This is a genomic window from Deltaproteobacteria bacterium, from assembly GCA_035063765.1.
Taxonomy (GTDB): Bacteria; Myxococcota_A; UBA9160; order UBA9160; family PR03; genus CAADGG01.
In genome coordinates this window covers 31,520-57,188 of sequence record JAPSFT010000002.1, presented here as the reverse complement: position 1 = coordinate 57,188, position 25,669 = coordinate 31,520, and the positions used below count along the sequence as shown (strand labels likewise).

Genomic DNA, 25,669 nt, shown 5'->3' with positions numbered 1-25,669 from the left:
CGTCAGGCGAGCTGGTCGAGGTACTCGGAGAGGCCGTAGCCGACCCGGCCCTCGCAGCGCCACTCGGTCATGCCCTCGCTGATCCGGGTCACGCGCCCCGCGCGCCGGTTGCGCAGCGGGATCAGCGAGAGCACGCGGCCCTCGACCGCCAGCTCCGCGCCGTCGGCGCACGAGAGCGTGGCGCGGATCCGGTCGTGGAGCCCTTCGGGCCCCGCGAAGTCGGTGTCGATGCGCAGGTCCCGCACCAGCGTGAGCGCGCGGCCGCGGTGCACGAAGCCGCCGCGCGTCTCCACCCCGTCCGGGCGCAGGATCCAGCTCCCCATGAAGCCGAGGTCGGGGCCGAAGTTGGCGGTGAGCCAGCGATAGCTCCGGGGCGCCTGCCAGGAGCGCGGGCCCCAGGAGTGGTCGCGCAGGCCGTAGCCGTCGAACGCCAGCTCCTCGCCGTCGATCGCGAGCCGGCCGGCGGCGCGGTGATGCTGCTCGTAGTGGCCGCGCGCGAACTCCATCTCGTCGGGCCGCGGCGCGGTGGGCTCGCCGCCGAACATCGGGCCCACGCCCTCGATCGTGAGCGCGAGCTCGACCGGCACGAAGGGGTTGTCCTTGAAGGCGCGGCCGGGCTCGGCCATCGCGAGCGGCTCGCGCAGGAGGCAGGCCCTGCCCGCATACGAGACCTGCAGCCGCTCGAAGGGCGTCTCGACCGCGAAGCGCATGCCGCCGGCCTCGAAGCGGCTGTTGTCCCCGATCGGCGCGCGCTCGAAGTGGAAGAGCACGCTGCCGTCGGGCCGGTACAGGCAGAGCGTCGTCTCGGCGTGGCCCTCGTTCGGGCGGTTGCCGATGCGCACGAAGCCGCCGAGGCGGCGCTCGGCGTCGAAGAAGTTGAAGTACATGCTCTCGTTGAAGTTCGGCTCGCCGCTGTTCTCGTGCATGAGCTCGTCGGCGGCCACGAGACGGACCTTCGCCATCGGGGGATCCTCCCGCGGCGCAGGGTAGTCGAGGCGCTCAGCGCGCGCCGAAGAGCGAGCCGGAGGCGGGGGACGAGGCGATGGCGGCGGCACGCGCCCGCTCGGAGGAGCGGACCGTGTACTCCGCGCTCTCGGTGAAGAGCTTGAGCGGCACCCAGCCGGGCACCTCGGACATGCGCGGCATGCCGCCGGTCATGGCGCCGGTCGGGTCGATCACCCACGGGTCCCCGGCGTCCTCGAACCAGAGCGTCACCATGTGATGTTGGCCGTCGCTCGGCCGGACGACGATCGCGCGGTAGACCTCGTCCGGGCGGAAGCCGAGGTCGAGCAGCAGGTGGAAGGCCAGCAGCTCGAGCCCGTCGCAGTCGTCGCCGTTGCGGGCGAGCGTCTCCTCGAGCGTCGCCCAGCGGTCGATCACGCCGTCCGGCACGTAGTGGAGCTTCGCCTGCTCCTGGAGCCAGGCCGCGAGCTCGCGGGCGATCCCGCGCCGGTGCTCGGCGCGGAAGCGCAGGAACTTCGCGCGGAGCGGCTCCGCTTCGGGGGCCGCCAGCGCCTCGGGGCCGGCGGCCACGGTCGAGGGCGCGCCCAGCACCTCGGCGACTTCGGCGGCGCGCTCGCGCTCCTGCCAGCGGGCGATCTTGGGCGACCAGGGATCATCGGAGGCGGGCCGCGAGAACCAGGCGTAGGGCTCGGCGAGCCCGGGCAGGCGCGCGCAGCCGAACAGGAGCCCGATCGCGAGGAGCGCGGCGGCTCCCCGCCGGCGGGCGCTGCGTTCGGAGCGAAGCATGCCCGGTGGGATCGGCGCGGCGGATGCCGCAGTTGAGGGTCGCCGTGGGGCGGCGAACCGCGTCGGTGACGGTGATCACCAACGCGCAGGACCGGCGGGGGTTCAGGCGCCGGTCGTTCTCAGGCAGGCAGGCCGCAGAACCTGACGCCCACGGCGAAGAGCAGGAAGAGGAAGGCGATGATCGACGGGATCCCGCCCACCACGTAGAGCACCGACACGAGATCCACCCGGCCGGGCGAGCGGTCCTGGGCGGGAGCCGATCCGGTCTGCTGCGCCATGTCACCCCTCCGAAGGCGCGCGGACCTTAGCGGCGGGGCAGCGGGGCGTCGACTCGGAGCGCCGGGCGCCGCGCGGGCGGCGAGCGCCGGGCGCCGGACGAGGTGGCGGGCGCCGCACGCGAGCGAGGTGGCGCCGCGCGCGGGCGGCGGGCTCGCCACCCGAGCCGCCCCCTCCTTCGCGGCCCGGGTGCGCGCGCCCTGGCAGGACGGGCGACTCCCGTCGCGGTCCCCCTTCGCCCCACGGCTCCCCCTGTCGCCCCGCCACCCCCTGGCGGGGCCGACAGACCGTGGAATCCCGTCCTGCCAGCGCGCTGCGGATCCTCTCGTGCGCCGAGCGGTGCCTCGCGGGTCCCTCGGCGAGCGCCGGGAGGGTGAGCAAGCCGGGTGCCAAGGAGCGGCGCCCCGCTCGCGCACCGGCAGGATCGGGGGCCAACCGGTCCCGGCGCCGGGCTCGGCCCGCTCCCCGCCCGCCCGGGACGGAGCTGGTGCGCTCACTTCGGGGCGGGCCCGCCGGTTACGGATCCGTCCCCGAGGATCCGTTCCGTGCGTTCGCCACGCCAGGATTCGGGTACCCCGGCAAGGCTCGCCTCGACGTCGAGCTCGCGCAGGCGCGCCTCGGAGCGCTCGATCTCGCCCCGCCAGCGGCGGATCTCGTCGCGCAGCTTCTGGGTGTCGGCACCGCTCTCGGCGGCCTCCACCGGGAGGCCGGGCGGGGCCATGTTCCAGTTGTCGCTGCGACCCGCGAAACGCGAGAGCCGTTCTTGCGCGTCGGCCAGGCCGGCGCGCGCGACGGCCAGGCTCTGCCGCGCCTCGTCGAAGCGCGCGAGCCACTCGCTGCGCGTGAGCCCGCCCCGCTTCTCGACGTCGAACTCGAGGCCCTCGGGGAGCTTCAGGAGCCTGTCGAGATCGACCTTCCCAGGGGGCGCCGGGGCCTCACCCTGCGCTCGCGCCCCGACTGGCGTCACGAGGAGCGCCGCCAGGAGCAGCACGGCCGGCCACGGGCGGGGGGACGGGAGCATGCCGCGCTCCTTGGGGTGGGAGCGCCCGGCCGGGGAGCGGCGGGCGGCCGGCAGGATAGCGGAGCTTCGCCGGCGCCGGGCGCGCGCCGCGCCGATCAAGCAGGTGCGCCAGCCGCCGATAGAGACGGTCGGACCGCACGCGCGAGGCCGGGAGGGGCGAGGTCGCCGATGGAACGGGAGAAGCTCTACCGCCTCCTCCGGCTCGGGCTCGAGAAGGGCGCGTCGGACATCCACTTCCAGGTCGGGTACCTCCCGCTCTATCGCTTCAACGGCGATCTCGTGGAGCTCCGCTACAAGGTCCTGACGCCCAAGGACACCGAGGAGATCGCGCGCCTCCTGCTCGAGACCGACCCGCGCCAGGGGGCGCTCGAGCAGAACGAGGTGGACCTCGCCTTCGAGCTGCCGGGCGAAGGCCGCTTCCGGGTCAACATCTCGCGCCAGCGCCGCTTCTACAACGTCGTGCTGCGCGTGATCCCGCTCCAGATCCGCAGCTTCGACGAGCTGAACCTCCCCCACGTGCTGCGCGACATCGCGCAGATCAAGCGCGGCTACGTGCTCGTCACCGGCGCCACCGGGCAGGGCAAGTCGACCACGCTCGCCACGATGATCCAGGAGGTCAACCGCAACCGGAAGGCCAAGATCGTGACGGTGGAGGATCCGATCGAGTTCGTCTTCACCCACGAGAAGAGCATCATCACGCAGCGCGAGGTGGGCACCGACACCGGCTCCTTCCCCGAGGCGCTGCGCGCTGCGCTGCGCCAGGACCCGGACGTGATCATGGTGGGCGAGATGCGCGACCTCCAGACCGTGGACACCTCGTTGAAGGCCGCCGAGACCGGCCACCTCGTGTTCTCCACGATCCACACCAACGACGTCGCCTCCACCATCAACCGCCTGGTGTCGTTCTTCCCGACCGAGGAGCAGCTCCAGGTGCGGGCGCGCCTCGCGGAGAACCTGAAGGCGGTGGTCTCCCTGCGCCTGCTCGTCAACAAGAAGCAGACCGCGCGCGTGCCCGCCGTCGAGATCATGCGCAGCACCCGCAGCATCCAGGAGTGCATCAAGGACCCCGCCCGCACCCACGAGATGCTCGACCTGATCGGGCGCGGGCGCACCGAGCGCATGCAGACCTTCGACCAGCATCTCTTCGACCTGGTGCGCGCGAACAAGATCTCGGTCGAGACGGCGCTCGCGGCCGCCTCGAATCCGACCGACTTCCAGACCAAGCTCTCGCTCGAGGGCGCCGTCGAGGTGGGGGGCTCTGCGATCGAGGAGCCCCCCCTCGAGCGGCTCGAGATCGAGTCCGACGAGCGCTTCTAGGAGGGGCCGAAGTGGCTTCCGCGGTGCAGGCCACGACGCCGGGCGACGCCCATCCCGAGCGCGGTCGCGAGACCGCCGCCGCGCTGCGAGCGGCGGCCAGCCACCTGGCCGGCGCGAGCGGGGGGAGCGTGCTCCTCTTCGCGTGCGAGGGCGAGGGGGACGAGCTGCGCCTGCGCACCGCGGCCGGCGTCGCCACCCCGGAGATCGCCCGCGCGGCGGCCGACGCCGTGCTGCCCGCGGCCCGGGTGGCGGCGGGCCAGAGCCGGCCGAGCCGCCTCGATGCCCTGCCCGCGCTCGGCACGCGGGGCGCGGGCGGGCTCGCGCTCCTGCCCCTCACGAGCGGCGGCCACGTGCTCGGCGTGCTGGTGGTCGCCACCCCGAGCGAGCCGGCCGCCCCCCTGCTCGAGCTCGCCGCCGAGGCGCTCACCGCCCGGCTCGCGCTCGCGCGCGACGGCGAGGAGCTCGGGCGCCTGCGCGCGCAGGCCCGCGAGGCCGAGCGCCTCGCCGAGGAGAAGGGCGACGAGGTCCTGAAGCTCTCCGAGGCGCTCTTCGCCCAGGACGTCGAGCTGCTGCGCAGCCACGAGCGCCTGGGCCAGGTGGAGAAGCTCAAGAACGACTTCATCGAGAAGATGTCGCGCGAGCTGCGCACGCCGCTCAACAGCATCATCGAGTCGATCATCGCGGTCCTGGCGGGCGAGAACGACGTCCTCTCGGAGACCGCGCAGCAGGCCCTGCGGCGGGCCCTCGACGACGGCACCTCCTTCCTGCGCACGCTCCAGAACATCCTCGACCTGTGGCGGATCAAGCAGGGCGAGATGCCGGTCGAGCTGGCCGACGTGAACTTCCGCGAGGTGGTCGAGGAGGCGATCTTCAGCGTCCAGGACACGATCGGGAACAACCCCGTCACGATCGAGAAGCGTTTCGAGGAGCCGCTGCCGAAGATCCGGACCGACCTGGCCAAGATCAACCAGATCCTGTTCCTGCTGCTCGACAACGCCGCGAAGTTCACGCGCCAGGGCCGCATCGAGATCCTGGCCCGGGTGGCGGGCGGGGCGCTGCACTGCGAGGTGCGGGACACCGGCATCGGGATCTGCCCCGACGACCAGCAGTTCATCTTCGACGAGTTCTTCCAGGTGGACGAGCTCGCCTCGACGAAGTACCGCGGCTCGGGGCTCGGCCTCGCGCTGGTCCGCGACCTGATCCGGCTGCTCGACGGCACGATCGAGGTCGGCAGCGAGGTCGGCGCCGGCAGCCGCTTCGCGTTCCGGGTGCCGGTCGAGATCCTGGCCTGAGCGGGGGCCGGCGCCGGGCGCGGCGCTACTCGGCGGGCTCCTCGGCGTAGTCGGGCTTGATGTAGCCGGCCGCGATCTCGCGCAGCGCCGTCACCACTTCCTTGTTCTCGCCCTGCTGGATCAGCGCGCCCGAGCCGCGCTTGAGCTGCTTGGCGCGGATCGCCGCCATCTGGACCAGGTGGAAGCGGTTCGGGACGCGCTGGATGCAGTCTTCGACGGTGATGCGGGCCACGGTTCCTCCTGGAGCCCGCGCAGGCTAGAGGAGTGGCCCGACGAAGGAAACCCCGGCCGGCGCAGAGCGCACGTCTGATGAAGGAAGCCCCGGCCGGCGCAGAGCGCACGCCTGATGAAGGAAACCCCGGCCGGCGCAGAGCGCACGCCTGATGAAGGAAACCCCGGCCGGCGCAGAGCGCCGGCCGGGGTCCCAGACCTTCCCTGAAGAAAGGCCCAAGTCGCCGGAGTCGGCTAGGCCGACTTGCGGCGGGCCTTCTTCCGTGCGGCCTTCTTGGTTCCGGCCTTCTTGCGAGAGGCCTTCTTCGAGGCCGCCTTCTTGCGTCGAGCTGCCATAGCTTGGGTCACCCCCCTTGTCGTGGCCCAGCCCCGCGGCCGTGCGGTTTCGAGGTTGGAGCCCGGCCCGTCGGGCCGATCCCCTGCCCCTTTCCCGATCCGGCTCCCGCCATTCGACGGGAGCCATCAGTCCACGTCGCTCGGGCCCGTTCCCAGGAAACGCATCCCCTGGGAATCTTTGCGCCCTCATCGGGCGTCGGTTCCGGCGACTTGACGGCAAACTTCGTGAAAGTCCGCCCTCGTTGTGGCCACAATCCGCGGCTCTAGAGCCGTTCTTGCGAGTCACCCTTACACCGTCCCCAAAGCCGAGTCAAGTAAGAAACGTCAGAAAATCAAAGTGATGAAGATCGAAGCTGCGGGGCCGAGGTCGTTTTCGCCTCCGATCGCGCGGCGATGCGCGTGCGGCAAGAGCCCCCGGATGGATCGGAGGCGAGCGAAATCCGGACGCACGGAAGCCCCGCGCCGCGAAGCGAGCGCGGCGGATCGGAGCACGGGACGGAGGGGAGCCGGAGCGGCTACCGGCGCTTGTGGCGCTGGCGCTTGAGCAGCTTGCGCTTCTTGTGCTTGCGCATCTTCCTGCGGCGCCACTTGATCACGCTACCCACGAGGATCGCTCCGGGACGCTTCCGGGGTGGAAGCGGGCCGGACGAGTACCCGTTCCCCCCCGCCGAGTCAACGTCCCGGGGGCGGGGAACGCTCAGGGTGCGGCTTCGGCGAGCTCCCGCGGCGCGACGTGATCGCGGACGAAGACCCCGCGCAGCCGCCCGAGGAGGCGGTTCACGACGTGCCCCCGCGGAAGGGCGGAGAGCACGGGAGGGCGCCGGATCCCGAGCCGCCGCCACTCCAGGGTGAGCGCCGCGTTGCGCGGGTCGACCATCAGGCCCCGGCGGATGTACTTGATCGCCTCGTTCTTGCGGCCGTGGGCCAGGAGGATCCGCGCGAGGTTGTGGTAGAGCTCGGGCTGGTCGGCGGCGTCGCGCAGCGCCGACCGGCAGAGCGACACCCCGCGGTCCACGCGATGCTCCACCATCGCGACCGCCCACCCGTAGTGCGAGCGGTAGCGCGGGTCCTCGGGCGCCCGCTCGTGCGCGCTCGCGAAGTGCTCGAGGGCCGCCATCTCGAGGCCCGAGCGCAGGAGCTCCTGCGCGCGCCGCAACGATTCCTCCGGATTCAGGATCCCACCCGTCACCACGACACCTCCCCCTCCGGCGCCCCGCCGCGCCGGGCCCCGTGGGATTGCAACCCACGTGCCCGCACCATGAGCCGCAGCTCTCCGCGCAACCGCTCGCCCGCCCGAACCCCGCCGGCCGCCGCGCAGCAGCGCGGGGTACGGATCCGTGCTCCGCACCCCCGGATCGTTCCGGGCGGAACGCACGGCCCGAGCCGCCGGGACGAGCCCCTCCTCCCAAGAGGCATCGCGCCATGCCCCGACGAGGGGGGCTGATGACGATCAAGGATCGGTAAGGACGCGCGAGAAGCGCAAGCGACCTTCCGAGCAGGCGGGAGCGTAGGACTCGAGCGCCCGGACCTCGGGCTAGCCAGCCGGCTAGCGCTCGAGGAGCTGGAGCCGTTCGGCCGCCTCGAAGCGCGCGCGCAGGTGCTCGTAGTCGGCGCGCGTGAAGGGCTTGAAGGCGGTGTCGCCGCGCTCGCGCCAGAAGATCGGGTCGTCGGGGAGGCGGCGGCGGTCGAAGTGGTGGGCCTTCAGCTCGCGGACCAGGATCTTCTGGGTCTGCGTGAAGGCGAAGTCCGCGACCACCCGCACGAAGTCCGGGAACCACTTGCGGTCCATGCCCCCGTGCCGCACCTGCTCGTCGCAGAAGGCGTGGAACTGCTGGGGGTCGAAGCGCGCGCCGGGACGGAGCTTGAGGGCCGCCATCACGAGCTCGTCGGCGACGACGCAGGGCACGCCGTAGGCGGCGGCGAGGTCCACGTCGGGATGCTCCTGGAGGAGCCGGCCCACCTGCGCCGCCGAGAAGTTCTCGCCGTCCTTGCGGATCCAGTCGTCGGTGCGCCCGTCGAAGTAGAGGAAGCGCCGGCCGTCGCGCTCGACCACGTGGCCGAGGTCGCCGGAGTGGTAGACGCCCTCCCGGTACTTCGAGGCGTTGGCGTCGGCGTTGGCGTGGTAGCCCTGGAACAGCCCCGTGTCGGCCGCGATCCGGCAGATCTCCCCGACCGCCTGCTCGTAGTTCAGGATCCTGCCGTCGGGCCCGAGCTCGGCCGGCGGGCAGGTGGAGCCGTCCGGCCGCAGGATCCGCACGTTCGGGTCGGTGATCTCGCCGACGCTGCCGCGCGGGTCGCCCTTGCGGCGGAAGGTGCTGATCGCGGCCTCCGTCGAGCCGTAGAGCTCGAACATGTCGTCGAGGCCGAGCCAGCGCGTGAAGCGGTCGATGTCGGGCGGGGCCGCCCCGTTGCCGAGCGCGTAGCGCAGGCGGTTGTCGGGGTGGCGCGCCACCTCCTGGACGATCCGCTCCTCGTCGCCTCCGTACTGGCGCTCGAGCGCCCCGAGCACGTAGTGGACGGGCTCGCCGACGTAGTTCCACCAGGTGACCCCGTGGCGCAGCAGGTCGGGCACGAACTGGCTCGCGCTGAAGCGCTCGCGCAGGGCCAGGCTGGCGCAGGTCTCGAGCGCCGGGTGGAAGCCCAGGAACATGGCGTTCGAGTGGAAGAGCGGCATGCAGGCGTAGCCGCGGTCGTCGGGGCCGAGCGAGAGGTTCGCGGAGACGCCCTTCCCGATCAGGAAGAACTTCAGGTGGTTGTTGTTGATCCCCTTCGGGAGCCCCGTGGTGCCCGAGGTGTAGATGACCATCAGGTTGCGGGTCGGCTCGACGGTGACCGCGGGCGCGTCGAGGCTCGCGCCCGCCGGCGCCACCTCCGCCGCCACGCACGCGAGGAGGTCGCGGCCGCGCAGGTCGGCCTCGCCGGCGGTGCGCAGCACGAGGATCTGCTCGCGCGGGATGCCGCGCAGGCGGTCGGCTACGCGCTCGACCTCCGGCAGCAGCCGCTCGTCCACGACGAGGAGGCGCGCCCCCGACTGGTCGAGGACACCCGCCAGGGTGTCTCCACGCAGCCCCGTGTTGACGCCGAAGAGAGTCAGGCCGGCGTAGGCGCAGCCCCCGTAGAGCGCGAGCAGCTCGAGGTGGTTCTCGAGCAGCATGGCCACGTGGCCGGGCCGGCGCTCGTCGATCGGCCCGAGCCGGCGCAGCAGGAAGTGCGCGAGCCGCACCGATTCGTCGCGGTACTGGCGGTAGGTCCAGCTCCGCTCGTGCTGGCAGAGGAAGACCCGCTCGCCGACCTCGCGGTGCTTTGCGCGCGCCTCGATCTGGGCGCCGACCGTCGGCGGGGCGTCGATCGGGATCGGAGCCGAAGCCGGGGTCGTCGAGGGCGGCGTCGGGGAAGCCAAGGCGTGCACCTCCAGCGCGGGCGGGACGCGGGAGGATACCCATCAGGCCCGCGCTCCGCCGCGCTGTCAGTGCTCGATGATCTCGAGGATGTAGCGCTTCTTCTCCTTGCCGCTGGCGGCCGCCATGATGGTGCGGATCGCGGAGGCGTGGGCTCCCCCCTTGCCGATCACCTTGCCCAGATCCTCCTTCGCCACCGACAGCTCGAGGACGTGCGCGTGCTCGCCGATCACTTCCTTGATCTGCACCTGCTCGGGCTTGTCCACGAGAGCCTGCACGATCGCTTGGATGAGCTGCTTCACCGGAAGCCCTCCCCGTGACGCACCTCCGGGTCGAGCCCTTCGAGTGCTCTGCCTGGGGACGGGCTGCCCCACCCCGGGGGTCACGGTTTCGGGCATCTTACCATTCCTGCTCGCGAGCCGTGACAGAGGAGTTTCGTGAACCGGCCGATGCAGCGGCGGGGCCGGTGCAGGTCGACCGCCTCATGTGTGGGCCCGGGAGGGAAACCTCCTCGCTCCCCGTTCAGGCGAGCGGCGCGCGGCTCGTGCGCAAGGTCACGATGCGCCAGGGCCCGAACCCGACCGTCACGGATCCGCCCGGGCCGGGCCGGACCGGCTCGTGGGCCGGCCTGCCGAGCAGATCGACGGCTACGAGCGCGTGCGCCGGGGTGCCCGCCACGCGCACCGGCGCCTCGAGCGGCTCCGGGCCCAGGTTCACGAGCCGCAGGTCGATCGCGTCCTCGCGCGGCTCGATCGCCGAGACCTCGATCCGCGGGTCCTCGACCTCGACGAGGCGATCGCCGTCGGCGAGCAGGGCGCCGCGGGGCGAGCCGGCCGCGAGCCGGGGGCCCCGGCCGGCGCCGTCGTCGGCGGGCGCCTTCCCGACCGCGAAGGCGAGCGGCGGCGCCGCGAAGGCGTGGGCCTCGGCCGCGCGGCGGGGGTCACCGGCCTGGTGGAGCCGCAGCGACAGCTCGGCCCGATGGGCGCCCGGCACCTGCGCGCCCGGTGTCCGGAGAACCGGACCCGCCGGGCCCGGCCGCAGCCGCAGGTCGGCGCGCGAGAGCCAGCCGACCGCACGCAGCAACGTGACGGCGAGCGCCGCCCCCGCACCCTCCCCCAGCGCCTCGACCTCCGCGAGGCCCCGGTTGGCGACCGTGAGCGAGAGGCCGCCCGGCCCGTGGAGCGTCGCGAAGCGGCGTTGCGGGACGGCGCCGATCGGAAGCTCCGAGGGATGCGGCGAGCCGAACGAATCGGGCGCGGGCGCGATCGGGCGCTCGGCCACCTCGAAGGCGGACTCCACCTCGAAGCGGGCGGCGGCAAAGGGTGCCCGGAGGTGGAGGCGCAGGCGATGGTCGCGCACCGTGTTGTCGAGCGTGGCCTCGAGGTCGAGCCGGTCGAGCCCCGCCAGCAGGCGCAGCTCGAGGCGCACCGGCAGCGCCACCCGGCGCGCGCTGCGCGCGGCGCGCCCCGGCGCCAGCTCCACCGGGACGCGATAGACGAGATCGAGCCCGAGGGCGACCTCGCCGCCCGACACGCGGCGCGCGCGGGCGCGCGCGCGCGCCGGAGCCGCGACGACCTCGCCGCCGGGGACGGGGTCGAAGTTGTACTCGTCGCCGCGGTCGCCCTCGGAGACGACCTGGAGCGCGTCCTCGATGCGCACGCCGTGGGCGCGCGACCAGAGCGTCACGCGGCCCGCGCTGTCGGCCTCGACGCGCCAGCTCGCGTTCTCGATCGCGGCGCCGCCGCCCGGCAGCGACTCCGCGAGCAGCGGCTCGGGCGAGCGGGCCGGGCCCGGGGCCAGCCGGTAGAGCCGCAGCCCGTGGCCCGGCAGCTCGTCGGCGAAGCGCAGGCGCAGGCGCGGGGCCCGGAAGGCCTCGATCGCGACCTCCCGGAGCGACTCGTCGGCGAGCTCGGCCTGGAGGGCCCGGCGCTCCGCCTCCACGTCGAAGCCCGCCTCCGGGGTCGCGCCGAGCCGCACCCGCACCTCGAGGCGCTCCCCCGCGCGCCGCCAGCCGATCCCGTTCGCGTAGAGGCCGTTGAACTCGCGCCGCAGGCCGGGGAGCAGCGCCAGGACGCCCGCGCGGGCGAAGACGCCGCGCACGGGCTTGCCGCCCTCCTGGACGAGCTCGGCCGAGACGGGCACGCGCGCGCCGCCGGCGCGCCGCAGGTGGAAGGGGCGCAGCGCCCCGCCCTTCGCGACCGGGACGTCGAGCTCGAGCTCCGCCTCGACCGCGGAGGGTCCCCCCGCGTTCGGGTTCCAGACCGCGAGCGCCTCGCCGGCCCCCGGCCCGAAGGCCTCGCTCACGGGGACGGCGATGCGCCGGGCGAGCGCGGCGGTCACCGCTTCGAGCCGTTCGCCCGCGATCTCCGCGACGCGCCGGTAGCGGGTGTCCATCTGCTCGTGCACGGCGTCGATCGAGCAGCCGCAGACCGAGTCGTGGGGATGGTTCTCGAGCGCCACGCGCCAGGCGAAGGCGATCCGCTCGGGGTCGGGCGCGCCGCCGAGCAGGCCGAGCCAGGCGGCGAGCGGCTCGAGCCAGCGCGTGAGCAGGCGGTCGTTGGCGAACTCGGCGCGCTTCTGGGGCATGCGCGCCGACGCGCAGCCCGGGAGGAGCGGGCAGCGCAGGCCCGAGCGCAGCTCGCCGCGATGGACCGGGAGGGGCTCGCGGGCCTCGCCGCGCGCGAGCGCCACGTAGCGCGGCAGCGAGCCGATCTCGGCGGTCGTCCCCGGAAGCCGCGCGAGCGCCGGCTCGAGCGCGCCGGGCAGGCGCGGGTCGGGGCTCTCGTGGTCGCTGCCGTTCATGAAGAGCAGGACCGGCCCGTCGCTGTGGCGCGCGAGCGAGGCCGCCTCCGCCCCGAGCCGCGCCGCCAGCGCGTCGGGGTCGTGCGGGAGGTTGACGGCGTTGCCGTAGCCGTGGAGCAGGTACACCGTCGGGAGTCGCGTGCCGTCCGGCGCCTCCCAGGCGAAGAGCAGGCGGTCGACGTCGGCCCCGACGCCGCGCCAGAGCACGGCGGCCTCGAGGCCGAAGCCCGCGAAGAGCTGCGGGAGCTGGCCCACGTGCCCGAACTGGTCCGGCACGTAGCCGACCGGCATGGCACCGCCGAAGGCCCGCGCCCGCTCGAAGCCCACCCGCAGGTTGCGGATCAGCGCCTCCCCCGAGACCAGCCACTCGTCGGGCAGCACGTGCCAGGGCCCGACCGCGAGCCGCCCCTCGCGCGCGAGCTTCTCGAGGCGCGGGCGCGCCCCCGGCCGCACCTCCAGGTAGTCGTCGAGGACGATCGTCTGGCCGTCGAGCAGGAAGTGGCGGAAGGCGGGGTCGGCGTCGAGCAGGTCGAGGAGCCCGTCGACCAGCGTCACCAGGCGCGCGCGGAACTGCTCGTGGGTCCGGTACCACTCGCGGTCCCAGTGCGTGTGGGGGACGAGCACGAGGTGCACGGGTCACTCCTCGCCACCGTAGGTCGCGTCGAGATAGCGGACGATGTCCGCGGACTCGAACATCTCGACGTTGGTGTTCGGGTCCACCAGGAAGGGCACCTGGATGCGCCCGGCGCGGCGCTCGAAGGCGGGCCGGCCCGGGCTGCGCTTGCCGACGTTGTGGAGGCGATAGGGGAGCTCGAGGCTGCAGAGCTTCTCGCGCACGATCCGGCTGAAGGGCGACGCCTCGAAGCTCCAGAGCTCGAGGGGCTCGCGCGGCGCCCGCGAGGGCTCGGCGCGCAGGCCGAGGCCCGGGCGCAGCACGCCGGCCAGGGCGGAGCCGAGGTTCCCGAGCAGGCCGAGGTCGTAGGCGCGCGGCGGGCGGCCCTGGCCGTAGCGGGCGAAGAGGTAGCGGACGATCTCGTCCGACTCGTAGAGCTCCTTGCCGGTGTTGGGGTCCACGAGATACGGGAACTGCTCCTTGCCGCCGCGCTCGCGCACGGCCGGGCGGAAGCGCGTCCCGCCCTTCGGACACGGGCGCAGGTCGGCCTCGAGGTCGAGGGCGGTCAGCGCCTCGCGCACCTTCCTGCAGTAGGGGCAGGCCTCGAACTCGTAGAGCACGAGCGGCTGGGCGGGCCGCGGGCCGAGCGCCTCGACGCGCAGCCCGTTCAGGGGCCGCGCGAGGGTGGCGGCCAGCGAGGTGGCGACGTCGAGGACGCGGTGCATGGCGAGGGTCTCCGGGCGAGGCGCGGAGCCTAGCGCCGGATCCCGCCCTCGCCGAGCACGCGCTCGAGGTAGCGCAGGACGTACTTGCCGAGCACGTCGGCCTCGAGGTTCACGCGCTCGCCGGGCTGGCGCTCGCCGAGGGTCGTCACCGCCAGCGTGTGCGGGATCAGCGCCACCTCGAAGCCGCTCTCGGAGACGCCGGCGAGCGTCAGCGAGACGCCGTCGACGGCCACCGAGCCCTTCGGGACGAGCTGCCTCGCGAGCTCCGGCTCGCAGTCGACCGCGAGCCGCACGTCGCCGCCGCGGCGCTCGAGCGCGCGCACCCGGCCGGTGCCGTCGACGTGGCCCTGTACGAGGTGGCCGTCGAGGCGGCCGTCGGCGCGCAGGGCACGCTCGAGGTTCACGCGCGCGCCCGCGCGCAGGTCGCCGAGCGCGCTGCGCGCGAGGGTCTCGGGAACCGCCTCGAACACCACCTGCTCCGCACCCGCCTCCACCACGGTGAGACACGCGCCGTTGACCGCGATGCTCGCCCCGATCGGCGCGCCCTCGGCCACCCCGGGCGCCTCGACGCGCAGGCGCGTCTTCCCGCCGGCCGGCTCGATCGCGACGACCCGGCCGACCGCCTCGACGATGCCGGTGAACACCGCCTCAGGCCCCGAAGCGCCGCTCGATCTGCCGCCGCATCTCGTCGCGCACCGTCTCGTAGCGCGCCGGCAGCTCGATCGGGGGGTTCGGCAGCTCCGCCACGACGCCCTCGAGCACCTGCGAGTGGTAGCGGACCTTGAAATCCACGAACTTGAGCCCGTGGGCGGTGGAGATCACCACCACGCGGTCGTCGCGGCGGATCGTGCCGCGCTCGACGAGCTTGCGCGTGGCGGCGAGCGCCACGCCGGTGTGGGGGCAGTTGAACAGGCCCGTGCGGTCGGCGTGCGCGCAGGCCTCGGCGATCTCCGCCTCGCTCGCCTGTTCGACCACCCCGTCGAAGCGGCGGATCGCGTCGATCGCCTTCTCGATCGAGACGGGGTTCCCGATCTGGATCGCGCTCGCGAGCGTGGGCCGCGCGGCGATCGGCTCGAAGACCCGGAAGTCGCGCTGGAAGGACAGGTAGAGCGGGTTCGCCGCCTCGGCCTGGGCGCACACGATGCGGGGCCGGCGCGTCACGAGGCCCAGCTCGACCATCATGTCGAGCCCCTTCGCCAGCGCCGACACGTTGCCGAGGTTGCCGCCCGGGATCACGATCCAGTCCGGCACCTCCCAGTCGAACTGCTGCACGATCTCGATGCCGACCGTCTTCTGGCCCTCGATGCGCAGGCTGTTCATCGAGTTGGCGAGGTAGATGCCGTCGCGCTCGGCCACCTGCTTCACGATCTCCATGCAGCCGTCGAAGTCGGTGTCGAGCGCGAAGACGATGGCACCGTTCGCGACCGGCTGGATCAGCTGCGCCACGGAGATCTTGCCGCGCGGCAGGAAGACGACGGCCGGAATGCCGGCCGCCGCCGCGTAGGCCGCGAGCGCCGCCGAGGTGTCGCCGGTCGAGGCGCAGGCCACCGCCGGGATCGCCTTCCCGCGCGCGCGCATCTCCTTCACCATCGAGACCAGCACGGTCATCCCGAGGTCCTTGAACGACCCCGTGTGCGAGTTCCCGCACTGCTTGATCCAGAGATCCTCGAGCCCGAGCTCGCGGCCATGGCGCTCGGCCCAGAAGAGGTTCGAGTGGCCCTCGTACATCGAGACGACGTGTTCGTTGTCGAGGTCGGGGAGCACCCACTCCTTCTTGCCCCAGACGCCCGAGCCGTAGGGCCACTCGTTGCGGTGGGCGCGCTCCTCGAAGAGCCGCTTCCAGTCCGCCGCGGAGGTCTTGCGCAGCTCGTCGAGGTCGTGGACGACCTGGAGGAGGCTCCCGTCGCGCGCGGTGTAGACCACCTCGTCGAGCGCGTAGCGCTCGGCCGGGTCGTGGAGCGCCTCGAACCAGGCGCGGTGACGCGGCTTCGGGTCGCGGGCGCTCACAGCTCCTCCTCGATGCGGATCAGCCGGCTCGGCGCCGTGACGTCGTCGAGCGCGTCGATCGCGTCGAGCGCACGCCGCACGGCCGCCTCGCGGGCGGGGTGGGTCATCACCACCACGGGCACGGCGCCGCGTGCGCCGCCCGAGCCTTCCGGCCCGTCCGAGCCGCGGCCCTTCTGGATCACCGACTCGATCGAGATCCCGTGCGCGCCGAGCGCACCGGTCACGTGCGCGAGGACCCCCGGGCGGTCGACCGCGGTGAAGCGCAGGTAGCAGCGGGCGAAGAGCTCGCCGAGCGGCACGATCGGCTTCGCCACCAGCGACTCGGGCAGGAAGGAGAGCGGCGCGACGCGCCCCGCCGAGCCGCGCCGCACCTCGCGCGCGAGCTCCATGAGGTCGCCGATCACCGCGCTCGCGGTCGGCAGCTCGCCGGCGCCGGCGCCGTAGAAGAGCGTCGGCCCCACCGCGTCGCCGTGCACGGCGATCGCGTTCATGGCGCCGTCCACCTTCGCGAGCAGGCTCTCGGCCGGGATCATCGTCGGGTGCACGCGCACCTCGATCCGCTCGCCGGCCGCGTCGTCGCGCAGCTTCGTGATGCCGAGGAGCTTGATCCGGTAGCCGAGCTCGGCCGCGCTCTCGACGTCGAGCGGGGTGATCGCGCGGATGCCCTCGGTGGGCACGTCCTTGAAGGTCAGGTCCGCGCCGAAGGCCATCGCGGCCAGCAGCGTGATCTTGTGGGCGGCGTCGATCCCGTCCACGTCGAAGCCCGGGTCGGCCTCCGCGTAGCCGAGCTCCTGGGCGCGCTTCAGCACCACCTCGAAGGGCTCGCCGCCCTTCTCCATCTCGCTGAGCACGTAGTTGGTGGTGCCGTTGATGATGCCGTGGACCGAGAGGATGCGGTTTGCCGCGAGCCCTTCGCGCAGCGAGCGCAGGATCGGGATCCCGCCGCCGACGCTCGCCTCGAAGGCGACGTCGGCCGCGTGCGCGCGGCCGGCGTCGAAGATCTCCTTGCCGTGCGCGGCGAGCAGCGCCTTGTTGGCCGTCACCACGGGCTTGCCGCGCGCGAGCGCGCGCAGGACGAGGCGGCGCGCCGCGCCGGTGCCGCCGACGAGCTCGACGACGAGCTGCACGGCCGGGTCGTCGATCAGGCCCTCGGCGTCGGCGTCGAAGCGGATGCCGGAGAGGTCGACGCCGCGGTCGCGGGAGGTCTCGAGGTCGGCGATCCGGACGAGCCGCAGCGGGAAGCCGAGCCGCGCCGCGATCGCGGCGGCGTTGCGCTGGAGCACCTTCGCGACGCCGGTGCCGATCGTGCCGAAGCCGATCAGGCCGACGCCGAGGCCTCCCTCTCCGCTCAAGCCCCGGCCTCCCGCAGGAAGCGGCGGATCCCGCGCACGGCCTGGCGGATGCGGTGGCGGTTCTCGACGAGCGCGAAGCGCACGAAGCCCTCCCCCGTCTCGCCGAAGCCGATCCCCGGCGAGACCGCCACGTGGGCCTCGGTGAGCAGCCGCTTCGAGAACTCGAGCGATCCCATGGCGCGCAGGGGCTCCGGGATCGGCGCCCACACGAACATCGTGGCGAGCGGCTTCTCGATCTTCCACTGGCCCTCGCCGGGCGCGGCGAGCCCGTCGATCAGGGCGTCGCGCCGCTCCTTGTAGACCGAGACCGCCTCGCCGACGCAGTCCTGCGGCCCGCGGAGGGCCACGATCGCGCCCACCTGGATGGGGGTCGGCATCCCGTAGTCGAGGTAGCTCTTGATCCGGCCGAGGGCGTGGATCATGTCCGGGTTGCCGGCCGCGAAGCCGACCCGCCAGCCCGCCATCGAGTGGCTCTTGCTGAGCGAGCCGAACTCGATCGCGACGTCGCGGGCCCCGGGCACCTCGAGGATGCTCGGCGCGCGATAGCCGTCGAAGGTGATCTCGGCGTAGGCGAAGTCGTGGACGACCATCAGGTCGTTCTCGCGCGCGAAGTCGATCACGCGCTCGAAGAAGGCGCGGTCCACGACCTGGGTGGTCGGGTTGGCCGGGAAGGAGAGCACGAGCAGCTTCGGCTTCGGCCAGGTGCGCTTCATCGCGGCCTCGAGGTTCGCGATGAAGTCGCAGTCCGGGGTGAGCGGCACGGTGCGCAGGTCGCCGCCCGCGATGATCACCGCGTACTGGTGGATCGGGTAGGCCGGATCCGGGCAGAGCACGACGTCGCCCGGGCCGATCGTCATCAGCGTGAAGTGGGCGAGGCCCTCCTTCGAGCCGATCACGGCGATCGCCTCGCGCTCGGGGTCGAGCGAGACCCCGTGGCGGCGCGCGTACCACTCGGTGATCGCGGCGCGCAGGTTGGGCAGGCCGCGCGAGGCCGAGTAGCGGTGGTTGCGCGGGTTGTGGGCGGCCTCGCAGATCTTCTCGACCACGTGGCGCGGCGTCGCGAGGTCCGGGTTCCCCATCCCGAGGTCGATCACGTCCTCGCCCCGGCGGCGGGCGGCGCTCATCAGCGCGATGACCTCCGCGAACACGTAGGGCGGCAAGCGGTTGAGCTTGTGGAAGTCGTGGCGCACGGCCATGGGACGGGGATCCTTCGGGGAGTCGGCTAAGTGCGTGAGGCTATTGGACGAATCCCGCGCGGGCAAGCGGCCGGAGGCGCCGTCCGGCCGCGGCGCGCCACGCGCGGTAGGCTCGCCCCGCGCGGAGCGAGCCGGGGACGGAGGGACCGGGGGGATGGCGGACGGGATCGAGCTCCACGCGCTGACCTGCGGCTGGCTCGAGGCCGGGCTCGGGATGTTCGTGGCCGGGGCCGAGGGCCGCATCCGGGTGCCGGTCCCGAGCTTCCTGATCCGGCACCCGCGCGGTGCCGTGGTCTTCGACACGGGGCTCCACGTCGCGACCCAGGAGGACCCCGAGGCGCGCATCGGCGCGATCGCCCGCGTGTTCCGGATCGCGTTCGCGCCGGGCGAGGAGCTGGCCGCGCGCCTCGCTGCGCTCGGGGTGGACCCCGGCGAGGTGCGCTGGCTCGTGAGCTCCCACCTCCACTTCGACCACGTCGGCGGCAACGCCCAGCTCCCGAACGCGCGCTGGCTCCTCCAGCGCCGCGAGTGGGAGGCCGCCCGCGACGCCGAATGGCGGGCGCGCAGCTTCGTCGATCCGCGCGACTACGACCTCGGCCACGACCGCGTGCTCGCCGACGGCGAGCACGACCTCTTCGGCGACGGCGCGATCACCTGCCTGCCGACCTTCGGCCACACGCCGGGCCACCAGTCCCTGCGCCTGCGCGGCGTGCGCGGCGCCGCCGAGGTCGTCCTCACCGCCGACGCCTGCTACCTCCGCCGCACGCTCGCCGACGGCGTGCTCCCGCCCGTCGTGGACGACGCCGGCGCGATGCGCGCCTCGCTCGCGCGCCTGCGCGCGCTCCACGACGCCGGGGCGCGGCTCGTCTTCGGCCACGAGCCGGAGGGCTGGCCGCCGGCCCCCGGCTGAGCGGCTCCGGGCGCGCGGGGCGGCGCTACGGGCCGCCCTCCCTCCCGAGCCGACCGAAGAGCCGGTAGAACGGCAGCCCCGCCGCGAGGACGAGCGCGCAGGCGAGCGTCTCCTGGGGGCGGCCGCGCAGCATCGCGGCAGCGATCGCGAGGTTCGCGGCGAGGTAGAGCAGCGGCACCCACGGATAGCCCCAGCAGCGGTAGGGGCGCGGGCGCCCGGGCTGGCGGCGGCGCAGGGCGAAGAGGGCGAGCGTGTCGAAGCTCGTCGCGAGGACGATCCCGAAGGTCGTGAAGTCGAGGATGCTCGGGAAGCGGCGGAGGGCGAGGAGCAGCGCCACCGCCACCGCGCCCTGGAGCACGATCGCGACGTGCGGGGTGTGATGCGCCGCGTGGACGCGGTCCACGCCGCCCACGAAGCGGCCGTCGAGCGCCATCGCGTAGGCGATGCGCGGGCCCACGAGGACGGTGGCGTTGAGCGTGCCCAGGATCGAGACGACGACGAAGAGCGCGACGGCGCGCCCGCCCGTGCCCCCGAAGAGCGCCTGCGCGGCGGACTGGCCCACGTTGTCGAGGCCGCGCATCCCGGCCGCCGGGATCGCGTAGAGGTAGGCGGCGTTCACCGCGAGGTAGACGGCGGCGCACACGGCGAGCCCGAGGAAGAGCGAGCGCGGCAGGTTGCGGCGCGGCTCGTGGATCTCGCTCGCGACGTAGAGGGTGGCGTTCCAGCCGAGGTAGCTGAAGAGGACGGGCGAGAGGGCCAGCGCGAAGGCGGAGGCCGTGACGGCGCCGGCGCCCGCGGGCGCCGCCGACAGGTTCGACCACGAGCCCTGGCCGGCAAGCGGCGCCAGCAGCACGAAGGCGAGGAGCGCCGCCACCTTCGCGGCCGTGAGCACGTTGTTGAAGCGCGCGCTCGTGCGCACGCCCACGTAGTTGAGCGCCGAGAACGCGACCGTCGCGGCGACGGCCACGGCGAGCCGCGCCCCCTCGCCGAGCGCCAGGAAGGGCGAGAGCGCGTCGGCGAAGCCGGCGGCGAGGGTCGCGATCGTGCCGGCGAAGATCGCAAAGAACGAGAGCCAGCCGGTCAGGAAGCCGGCGGCCGGGTGGAAGGCCTCGCGCAGGTAGACGTAGTCGCCGCCGGCGTGCGGGAACATGGCGCCGAGCTCGGCGTTGGTGAGCGCGCCCGCCAGCGAGAGCAGGGCGCCCGCGACCCAGGCCGCGAAGATCCACTCCGGGTGCGGCAGGCGCTCGGCGATCGCGCCCGGGGTCAGGAAGATCCCCGAGCCGACGACGGAGGCGACGACGAGCAGCGTCGCGTCGGCGAGCGAGAGCTGCCGGCGGAGCCGGTCGCGCGGGTGGCGGTCGTCCGGCTCCGGACCGGCCGGCGCCCGAGGGAGACGCGGGCTTCCCCCGGGCTCCCTCATCTCGGCCTCGCCGCGCCCGCGTTCAGGTCAGGAACGGGATGATGATCAGCGCGACGATGTTCACGAGCTTGAGCATCGGGTTGATCGCCGGCCCGGCCGTGTCCTTGTAGGGGTCGCCGACCGTGTCGCCGGTGACCGAGGCCTTGTGGGCCTCGGAGCCCTTCCCGCCGTGGGCGCCCGACTCGATGTACTTCTTGGCGTTGTCCCAGGCGGCGCCGCCGGTCGTCATCGAGAGCGCCACGCACAGGCCCGAGACGATCGAGCCGATCAGGAGCCCGCCGAGCGCCTGCGCGCCGAAGACGATCCCCACCACCACCGGGATCACGGCCGGGATCAGCGCCGGCGCGATCATCTCGCGCAGTGCGCTCTGGGTCACGATGTCCACGCAGGTGCGGTAGTCGGGCTTGCCGGTGCCCTCCATGAGCCCGGGGATCTCGCGGAACTGCCGGCGCACCTCCTCGACGACCTGCTGGCCCGCCTTGCCGACCGCCTCCATCGCGAGCGAGGCGAAGAGGAACGGGATCATGGCGCCCACGAAGAGGCCGGCCAGCACCTCGACCGAGGCCAGGTCGAAGGCCTCCTCGATGCCGGCGATCCGGCGCAGGTCCTCGAGGAAGGTCGCGAAGAGCACCACCGCCGCGAGCCCCGCCGAGGCGATCGCGTAGCCCTTGGTGACGGCCTTCGTGGTGTTGCCGAAGGCGTCGAGCGGGTCGGTCACCTGGCGCACGGAGTCGCCCATCTCGGCCATCTCCGCGATGCCGCCCGCGTTGTCGGTGATCGGGCCGTAGGCGTCGATCGCCACCACGATGCCGGCGAGCGAGAGCATGGCCATCGCCGCCACCGCGACGCCGAAGAGCCCGGCCAGCCCGTAGCAGGCCAGCATCGCGCCCACGATCACGATCACCGGGACGACGGTGGCCTGCATGCCGACCGCGAGCCCGCTGATGATGTTGGTGGCGTGCCCGCCGACCGAGGAGTCGGCGATCTTCTTGACGTAGCGCGAGCCGTCGCCGGTGTAGACGTCGGTGATCCACATCATGGCGGCGGTCACGACCGCGCCGAGCCCCGCGCACAGCCACAGGCGGAAGCCGCCGATCGCCTGGCCGGCGACGGTCTGCTCGGGCATGTCGATCACCCCGTTCACGAGCACGAGCAGGGCGAGCGTGATCGCCGTCGCGACGCCGAGGCCCGTGTACATGGCCCGCATCACGGCCGGCCGCTCGCCCTGGGGCGGCTCGTCGATCTTCACGAAGAAGAGCGCGGCGATGCTCCCGAAGATCGCGACCGCGCCGATCGCGAGCGGGTAGAGGAACATCGACTGGCTCTCGGGGAAGAGCAGGTGCGCGAGGAGCATCGCGGCGACCGCCGTGACGACGTAGGTCTCGAAGAGGTCGGCGGCCATGCCGGCGCAGTCGCCGACGTTGTCGCCCACGTTGTCGGCGATCACGGCCGGGTTGCGCGGGTCGTCCTCGGGGATGTTGGCCTCGACCTTGCCGACCAGGTCCGCACCCACGTCGGCGCCCTTCGTGAAGATGCCGCCGCCGAGGCGCGCGAAGACCGAGATCAGCGAGCCGCCGAAGCCGAGGCCGATGAGGGCCTGGATCTTCTCGTGGCCGAGCGCGGCGAAGCCCGAGCCCAGCATCATCTGCGCGAAGAGCGCCAGCACGAGGAGACCCGCGCCGACCACCATCAGGCCGGTCACCGCGCCGCCCTTGAAGGCGAGGTCGAAGGCGGCGCGGAAGCCGCTCCGGGCGGCCTCGGCAACGCGCACGTTCGACTGCACCGAGACGCGCATGCCGAAGATGCCCGCCGCGGCGCTCGCGAGCGCGCCGAAGACGAAGCCGGCCGCCATCCAGGCGCCGAAGAAGACCAGCAGCAGGAGCGCGATCGGCAGGCCCACGAGGCCCACCGTGCGGTACTGCCGGCTCAGGAAGGCGCTCGCGCCCTCCGCGATCGCGCCCGAGATCTCGAGCGCCCGCGCGTCGGTGGCCGGCGCCGAGCGCACGCTCGCGTAGAGGTAGACGGCGAAGCCCAGCGCCACGACGGCGGCCAGGAAGGCGAGAGCGATGGTCATCTCGGTCGGTCTCCCGACGCGGCCCGCGGGAGACGGCGGGCGGCGCGCATGACTCTGTCCGGATCAGCGCGCCCCACCTGCGGACCGGACCGGAGCACGGGTCCTGGGCCTGGGCCGGGGCTGGGCGCCTGCTTCCCTGCGGGGACTCCCCGGCTGGCGGCACAACCTAATGAGCGGCCCCCGAAACCGCCAGCCTCCCGGGCGCCCTCACGCGGCCTCGGAGAGGACCGCGAGCATCGCCTCGCGCTCGGGCCCCGCGGCCGGGAGCGCGGGCCGGCGGTCGCGCTCGCGCCAGGCGGTGAGGACCCGGCCCACGAGGACCGGGTCGCTCATCAGCGCGTCGGGCGCGGCCAGCAGGTTGAAGACGCGCATGAAGGCGCGCACGACCGTCGCGTCCGTGCGCAGCGCCGGGATCAGGCCGTCGCGCAGGACCGAGCGCACGAAGGCCTTCGGATCGACGGGCTGGCCGGGCGCGGCGGCGGCCGGGGTGGCGCCGCCCTCGCCGCGCGCCTCGGCGGCCGCGATCTCGCGCGCCTCGCGATCCTGGTCGCGGGCGGCCCGGTACCAGGGCAGGAGCTCGCGCCCGGTCGCGGCGTCGAAGGCGAGCGCGGCGGCCTGCGGGTCGGCGCCGTGCGCGCGCAGCGCGTCGGCGAGCGCGTAGGCGTGCACGAAGGCCAGGGCGCAGCCGCGGCCGTAGAGGGGATTGCTGCAGATCGCGGCGTCGCCGACCACGTGCAGGCCGAGCGCCAGCGGCCGCCCGTCGCGCAGGAAGCGCCGGCGCCGGTTCAGGAGCTTTGCCATCGTGCGCACCTCGGTGACGGGCTCGGCGCGCGCGGGGTCGATCCACTCGCGGGTGGCGGGCAGCGCGCGGGCCGCGGCCTCGAAGGGGCCCGTGTGCACGAGCGCGCGCATCGGGTCGTCCTCGAGCGAGGCGGCAAGCGTGATCGAGAAGATCCCGCCGTCGCCCGGGAAGATCGCGAACTTCATGTAGCCCAGGTCGGCGCCCACCACGCCCTGGTTGGGCGGCGGCGAGGCGCCCGGGCGCAGCCGGTAGAAGCGCGAGGAGTAGAAGATCCCGCACTCCTCGGACTCCTCCTCGACGGGGCCCGCGCCGATCGCCGCGAGCCACGGGACGATCCGCGAGCGGCGCCCGCCGGCGTCGACGACCACGTCCGCGTCCCAGCTCTCGTCGCCCGCCTCGCCGCGCACGCGGGCGCCGGCGACGCGCGGGAGCCCGCTCGCCGCGTCGCGCCCGGCCACGAGGCCCACGACCTCGGCCCCGCAGCGCCACTCGACCCCGGGCCGTGCCAGGACCGCGCGCCGCAGCACCCACTCGAAGGTGATCCGGCGACACGCGAAGAGCGTCAGCTCCTCGTCGCCCGGCTCGGGCCTGCGGTCCTCGACGGTGGGCGGCAGGTAGTCGGCGAAGCGCAGGTCGTAGGCGCCGTGGGCGTGGAGCGCCTCGAGGACCTCGGGCGCGCGGGCGAGGAGCAGGTTGCGCAGGCGGGCCAGGAAGGCGTGCGAGTGCCACACCTGGGGGGCGCCGCGCCGCTCCCAGCGCTCGAAGGCCTCGACGGGGCTCGCCGGGAGCGGCGTCGGGTCGCGCTCGACGATCCGAACCGTATGCCCGTCCTGCGAGAGCGCCAGCGCCGACGCCAGACCCGCGACGCCGCCGCCCACCACCAGGATCCGCGCCATGCCACCTCCGCCGGGCGGGGAACGCTAGCCCGCCTCGTCCCGGCGTTCGAGGCGGTAGCTGGGATCGGCGATCCGCTCGCTGCGGCAGCGCGGGCAGCGGCCGGGCGCGTGGAGGTGGCGGGTCTCGCGGTCGCGGAAGCGGAAGCCGCAGGCGAGGCAGCGGGCGGGCTCCGCCACGAGCCGCTCACCCTGCCCGCGCGCGCTCCTCGCGACGTGGCGCAGCTCCTCCTCGAGCTGGCGCAGCGAGAGCCCGAGCACCTCGCGCAGCACGCCGAAGGCGAAGGCCTCGCGGCGCAGGAGCGCGCGCAGGCGCTGGCGCGGCGTGCGCGTCGCGCCGGCGCCGGGCGGGGAAGCGTCGCGGCCGCCGGGGCCGCCGTCACGCGTGCGGGCGCTCACGGGCGCGAGGATAGGCGGGGCGCGCGCGATAGACTCGCCGCGCGCCGGAGCGCGCGGAGGAGGCGGCATGGACCTGCAGGGCAAGGCGGCGATCGTGAGCGGAGGCGGCACGGGTGTCGGGCGGGCCACGGCGCTGGCGCTCGCGCGCCGCGGCTGCGGGGTCGTCGTGAACTACAGCCGCTCGCAGGCGGAGGCGGAGGAGACCGCGGCGGAGGCTTCGGCGCTCGGCGTCCGCGCGCTCGCCGTCCAGGCCGACGTCGCCGACGACGCCGCCTGCCGGCGCCTCGTCGACACGGCCGTGCGCGCGCTCGGCCGGCTCGACGTGCTCGTGAACAACGCCGGCGCCACGGTCTTCGTCCCGCTCGCGAACCTCGACGGCGTCTCGGGCGACGACTGGACCCGGATCCTCGGCGTGAACCTGATCGGCCCCTTCCAGCTCGCCCGCGCCGCGCGCGCACCGATGGAGGCGGCCGGCGGCGGCGCGATCGTGAACGTGTCGAGCGTCGCCGGGCTCGCCGGCATCGGCAGCTCGATCCCCTACTGCGCCTCGAAGGCGGGGCTCAACGTCCTGACCCTGATCCTGGCGCGCACGCTCGCACCCCGGATCCGCGTCAACGCGGTGGCGCCCGGCTTCATCACCGGCCGCTGGCTCGAGGGGGGGCTCGGCGCCGCCTACGAGCCCGTCAAGAAGGCGATGGAGGCGCGCTCGCCGCTCGCGCGCGTCTGCACGCCCGAGGACGTCGCGCAGGTGATCCTCGCGCTCGTCGCCGACGCCGACATGGTGACCGGCCAGGTGGTGCCGGTGGAAGGCGGGATGCTGATCGCGGGGTGACGGCACCGCGCGCCTCCCCACCCG

Annotated in this window: 23 protein-coding genes; 4 read left to right on the top strand and 19 right to left on the bottom strand. The window is 73.9% G+C overall.

Translation table 11 applies throughout. The features are described from left to right. Positions 1 to 2: 2 nt before the first annotated feature. From OZ948_01530 to OZ948_01515, 4 genes are all read right to left on the bottom strand, one after another. Positions 3 to 962 carry a hypothetical protein gene (locus OZ948_01530; protein ID MEB2343406.1) on the bottom strand — a complete coding sequence of 320 codons (960 nt, stop codon included), beginning with the start codon at positions 960 to 962 and terminating at the stop codon, positions 3 to 5. Positions 963 to 999: 37 nt separating this feature from the next. Then, on the bottom strand, positions 1,000 to 1,749 hold the full coding sequence (locus OZ948_01525) for a hypothetical protein (protein ID MEB2343405.1): 750 nt from the start codon (positions 1,747 to 1,749) through the stop codon (positions 1,000 to 1,002). Between the two features lie 119 nt (positions 1,750 to 1,868). Next, complete coding sequence (locus OZ948_01520) at positions 1,869 to 2,027, bottom strand: hypothetical protein (GenBank protein MEB2343404.1); 159 nt, start codon at positions 2,025 to 2,027, stop codon at positions 1,869 to 1,871. A 491-nt stretch (positions 2,028 to 2,518) separates the two neighbouring features. Continuing rightward, entirely contained in the window at positions 2,519 to 3,046 is a 528-nt protein-coding gene (locus OZ948_01515) for a hypothetical protein (GenBank protein ID MEB2343403.1), read from the bottom strand. Positions 3,047 to 3,214: 168 nt separating this feature from the next. Between OZ948_01515 and OZ948_01510 the strand changes: the two genes are divergently transcribed. Both OZ948_01510 and OZ948_01505 read left to right on the top strand, forming a co-directional pair. Next, entirely contained in the window at positions 3,215 to 4,363 is a 1,149-nt protein-coding gene (locus OZ948_01510; protein MEB2343402.1) for a PilT/PilU family type 4a pilus ATPase, read from the top strand. 11 nt (positions 4,364 to 4,374) lie between these two features. Continuing rightward, positions 4,375 to 5,655, top strand: coding sequence for a HAMP domain-containing sensor histidine kinase (locus tag OZ948_01505; GenBank protein ID MEB2343401.1), 1,281 nt, complete (start codon positions 4,375 to 4,377; stop codon positions 5,653 to 5,655). Between the two features lie 25 nt (positions 5,656 to 5,680). Here the strand turns inward: OZ948_01505 and rpoZ are convergent, their stop codons facing one another. From rpoZ to OZ948_01450, 11 genes are all read right to left on the bottom strand, one after another. Further along, the gene (gene rpoZ, locus OZ948_01500; GenBank protein MEB2343400.1) at positions 5,681 to 5,887 is read right to left on the bottom strand and encodes a DNA-directed RNA polymerase subunit omega; all 207 of its coding nucleotides are present in this window, start codon (positions 5,885 to 5,887) and stop codon (positions 5,681 to 5,683) included. An 850-nt stretch (positions 5,888 to 6,737) separates the two neighbouring features. Then, entirely contained in the window at positions 6,738 to 6,827 is a 90-nt protein-coding gene (locus OZ948_01495) for an AURKAIP1/COX24 domain-containing protein (GenBank protein MEB2343399.1), read from the bottom strand. A 92-nt stretch (positions 6,828 to 6,919) separates the two neighbouring features. Next, on the bottom strand, positions 6,920 to 7,411 hold the full coding sequence (locus tag OZ948_01490; protein MEB2343398.1) for a tetratricopeptide repeat protein: 492 nt from the start codon (positions 7,409 to 7,411) through the stop codon (positions 6,920 to 6,922). A gap of 357 nt (positions 7,412 to 7,768) precedes the next feature. Further along, on the bottom strand, positions 7,769 to 9,622 hold the full coding sequence (locus OZ948_01485; protein ID MEB2343397.1) for an AMP-binding protein: 1,854 nt from the start codon (positions 9,620 to 9,622) through the stop codon (positions 7,769 to 7,771). A 66-nt stretch (positions 9,623 to 9,688) separates the two neighbouring features. Next, on the bottom strand, positions 9,689 to 9,922 hold the full coding sequence (locus OZ948_01480; protein ID MEB2343396.1) for a KH domain-containing protein: 234 nt from the start codon (positions 9,920 to 9,922) through the stop codon (positions 9,689 to 9,691). Between the two features lie 220 nt (positions 9,923 to 10,142). Then, a complete protein-coding gene (locus OZ948_01475) occupies positions 10,143 to 13,055 on the bottom strand; it encodes a hypothetical protein (protein MEB2343395.1) in 2,913 nt (970 codons plus the stop codon). A 3-nt stretch (positions 13,056 to 13,058) separates the two neighbouring features. Beyond that, complete coding sequence (locus OZ948_01470) at positions 13,059 to 13,760, bottom strand: glutathione S-transferase N-terminal domain-containing protein (GenBank protein MEB2343394.1); 702 nt, start codon at positions 13,758 to 13,760, stop codon at positions 13,059 to 13,061. A gap of 29 nt (positions 13,761 to 13,789) precedes the next feature. Continuing rightward, positions 13,790 to 14,404, bottom strand: a complete 615-nt coding sequence (locus OZ948_01465) for a riboflavin synthase (protein MEB2343393.1) — start codon at positions 14,402 to 14,404, stop codon at positions 13,790 to 13,792. A 4-nt stretch (positions 14,405 to 14,408) separates the two neighbouring features. Further along, entirely contained in the window at positions 14,409 to 15,767 is a 1,359-nt protein-coding gene (gene thrC, locus OZ948_01460) for a threonine synthase (protein MEB2343392.1), read from the bottom strand. Further along, the gene (locus OZ948_01455; protein ID MEB2343391.1) at positions 15,764 to 17,119 is read right to left on the bottom strand and encodes a homoserine dehydrogenase; all 1,356 of its coding nucleotides are present in this window, start codon (positions 17,117 to 17,119) and stop codon (positions 15,764 to 15,766) included. Before OZ948_01455 ends, thrC begins: the two co-directional genes overlap by 4 nt. Beyond that, complete coding sequence (locus OZ948_01450) at positions 17,116 to 18,309, bottom strand: aminotransferase class I/II-fold pyridoxal phosphate-dependent enzyme (protein ID MEB2343390.1); 1,194 nt, start codon at positions 18,307 to 18,309, stop codon at positions 17,116 to 17,118. Before OZ948_01450 ends, OZ948_01455 begins: the two co-directional genes overlap by 4 nt. A gap of 160 nt (positions 18,310 to 18,469) precedes the next feature. Between OZ948_01450 and OZ948_01445 the strand changes: the two genes are divergently transcribed. Then, positions 18,470 to 19,225 carry an N-acyl homoserine lactonase family protein gene (locus OZ948_01445; GenBank protein MEB2343389.1) on the top strand — a complete coding sequence of 252 codons (756 nt, stop codon included), beginning with the start codon at positions 18,470 to 18,472 and terminating at the stop codon, positions 19,223 to 19,225. A 25-nt stretch (positions 19,226 to 19,250) separates the two neighbouring features. Here the strand turns inward: OZ948_01445 and OZ948_01440 are convergent, their stop codons facing one another. The 4 genes from OZ948_01440 to OZ948_01425 all read right to left on the bottom strand — a co-directional run bounded on the left by OZ948_01440 (position 19,251) and on the right by OZ948_01425 (position 24,813). Next, positions 19,251 to 20,645, bottom strand: coding sequence for an APC family permease (locus OZ948_01440; protein MEB2343388.1), 1,395 nt, complete (start codon positions 20,643 to 20,645; stop codon positions 19,251 to 19,253). A 22-nt stretch (positions 20,646 to 20,667) separates the two neighbouring features. Further along, the gene (locus OZ948_01435; GenBank protein MEB2343387.1) at positions 20,668 to 22,719 is read right to left on the bottom strand and encodes a sodium-translocating pyrophosphatase; all 2,052 of its coding nucleotides are present in this window, start codon (positions 22,717 to 22,719) and stop codon (positions 20,668 to 20,670) included. Positions 22,720 to 22,926: 207 nt separating this feature from the next. Continuing rightward, positions 22,927 to 24,417 (bottom strand): NAD(P)-binding protein, encoded by a 1,491-nt coding sequence (locus OZ948_01430; protein ID MEB2343386.1) that lies wholly within the window; start codon positions 24,415 to 24,417, stop codon positions 22,927 to 22,929. 24 nt (positions 24,418 to 24,441) lie between these two features. Then, entirely contained in the window at positions 24,442 to 24,813 is a 372-nt protein-coding gene (locus OZ948_01425; protein ID MEB2343385.1) for a transcriptional regulator, read from the bottom strand. A 67-nt stretch (positions 24,814 to 24,880) separates the two neighbouring features. Here OZ948_01425 and OZ948_01420 point away from each other — a divergent pair, with 67 nt between their 5' ends. Further along, on the top strand, positions 24,881 to 25,645 hold the full coding sequence (locus tag OZ948_01420) for an SDR family oxidoreductase (GenBank protein MEB2343384.1): 765 nt from the start codon (positions 24,881 to 24,883) through the stop codon (positions 25,643 to 25,645). Positions 25,646 to 25,669: the final 24 nt, after the last annotated feature.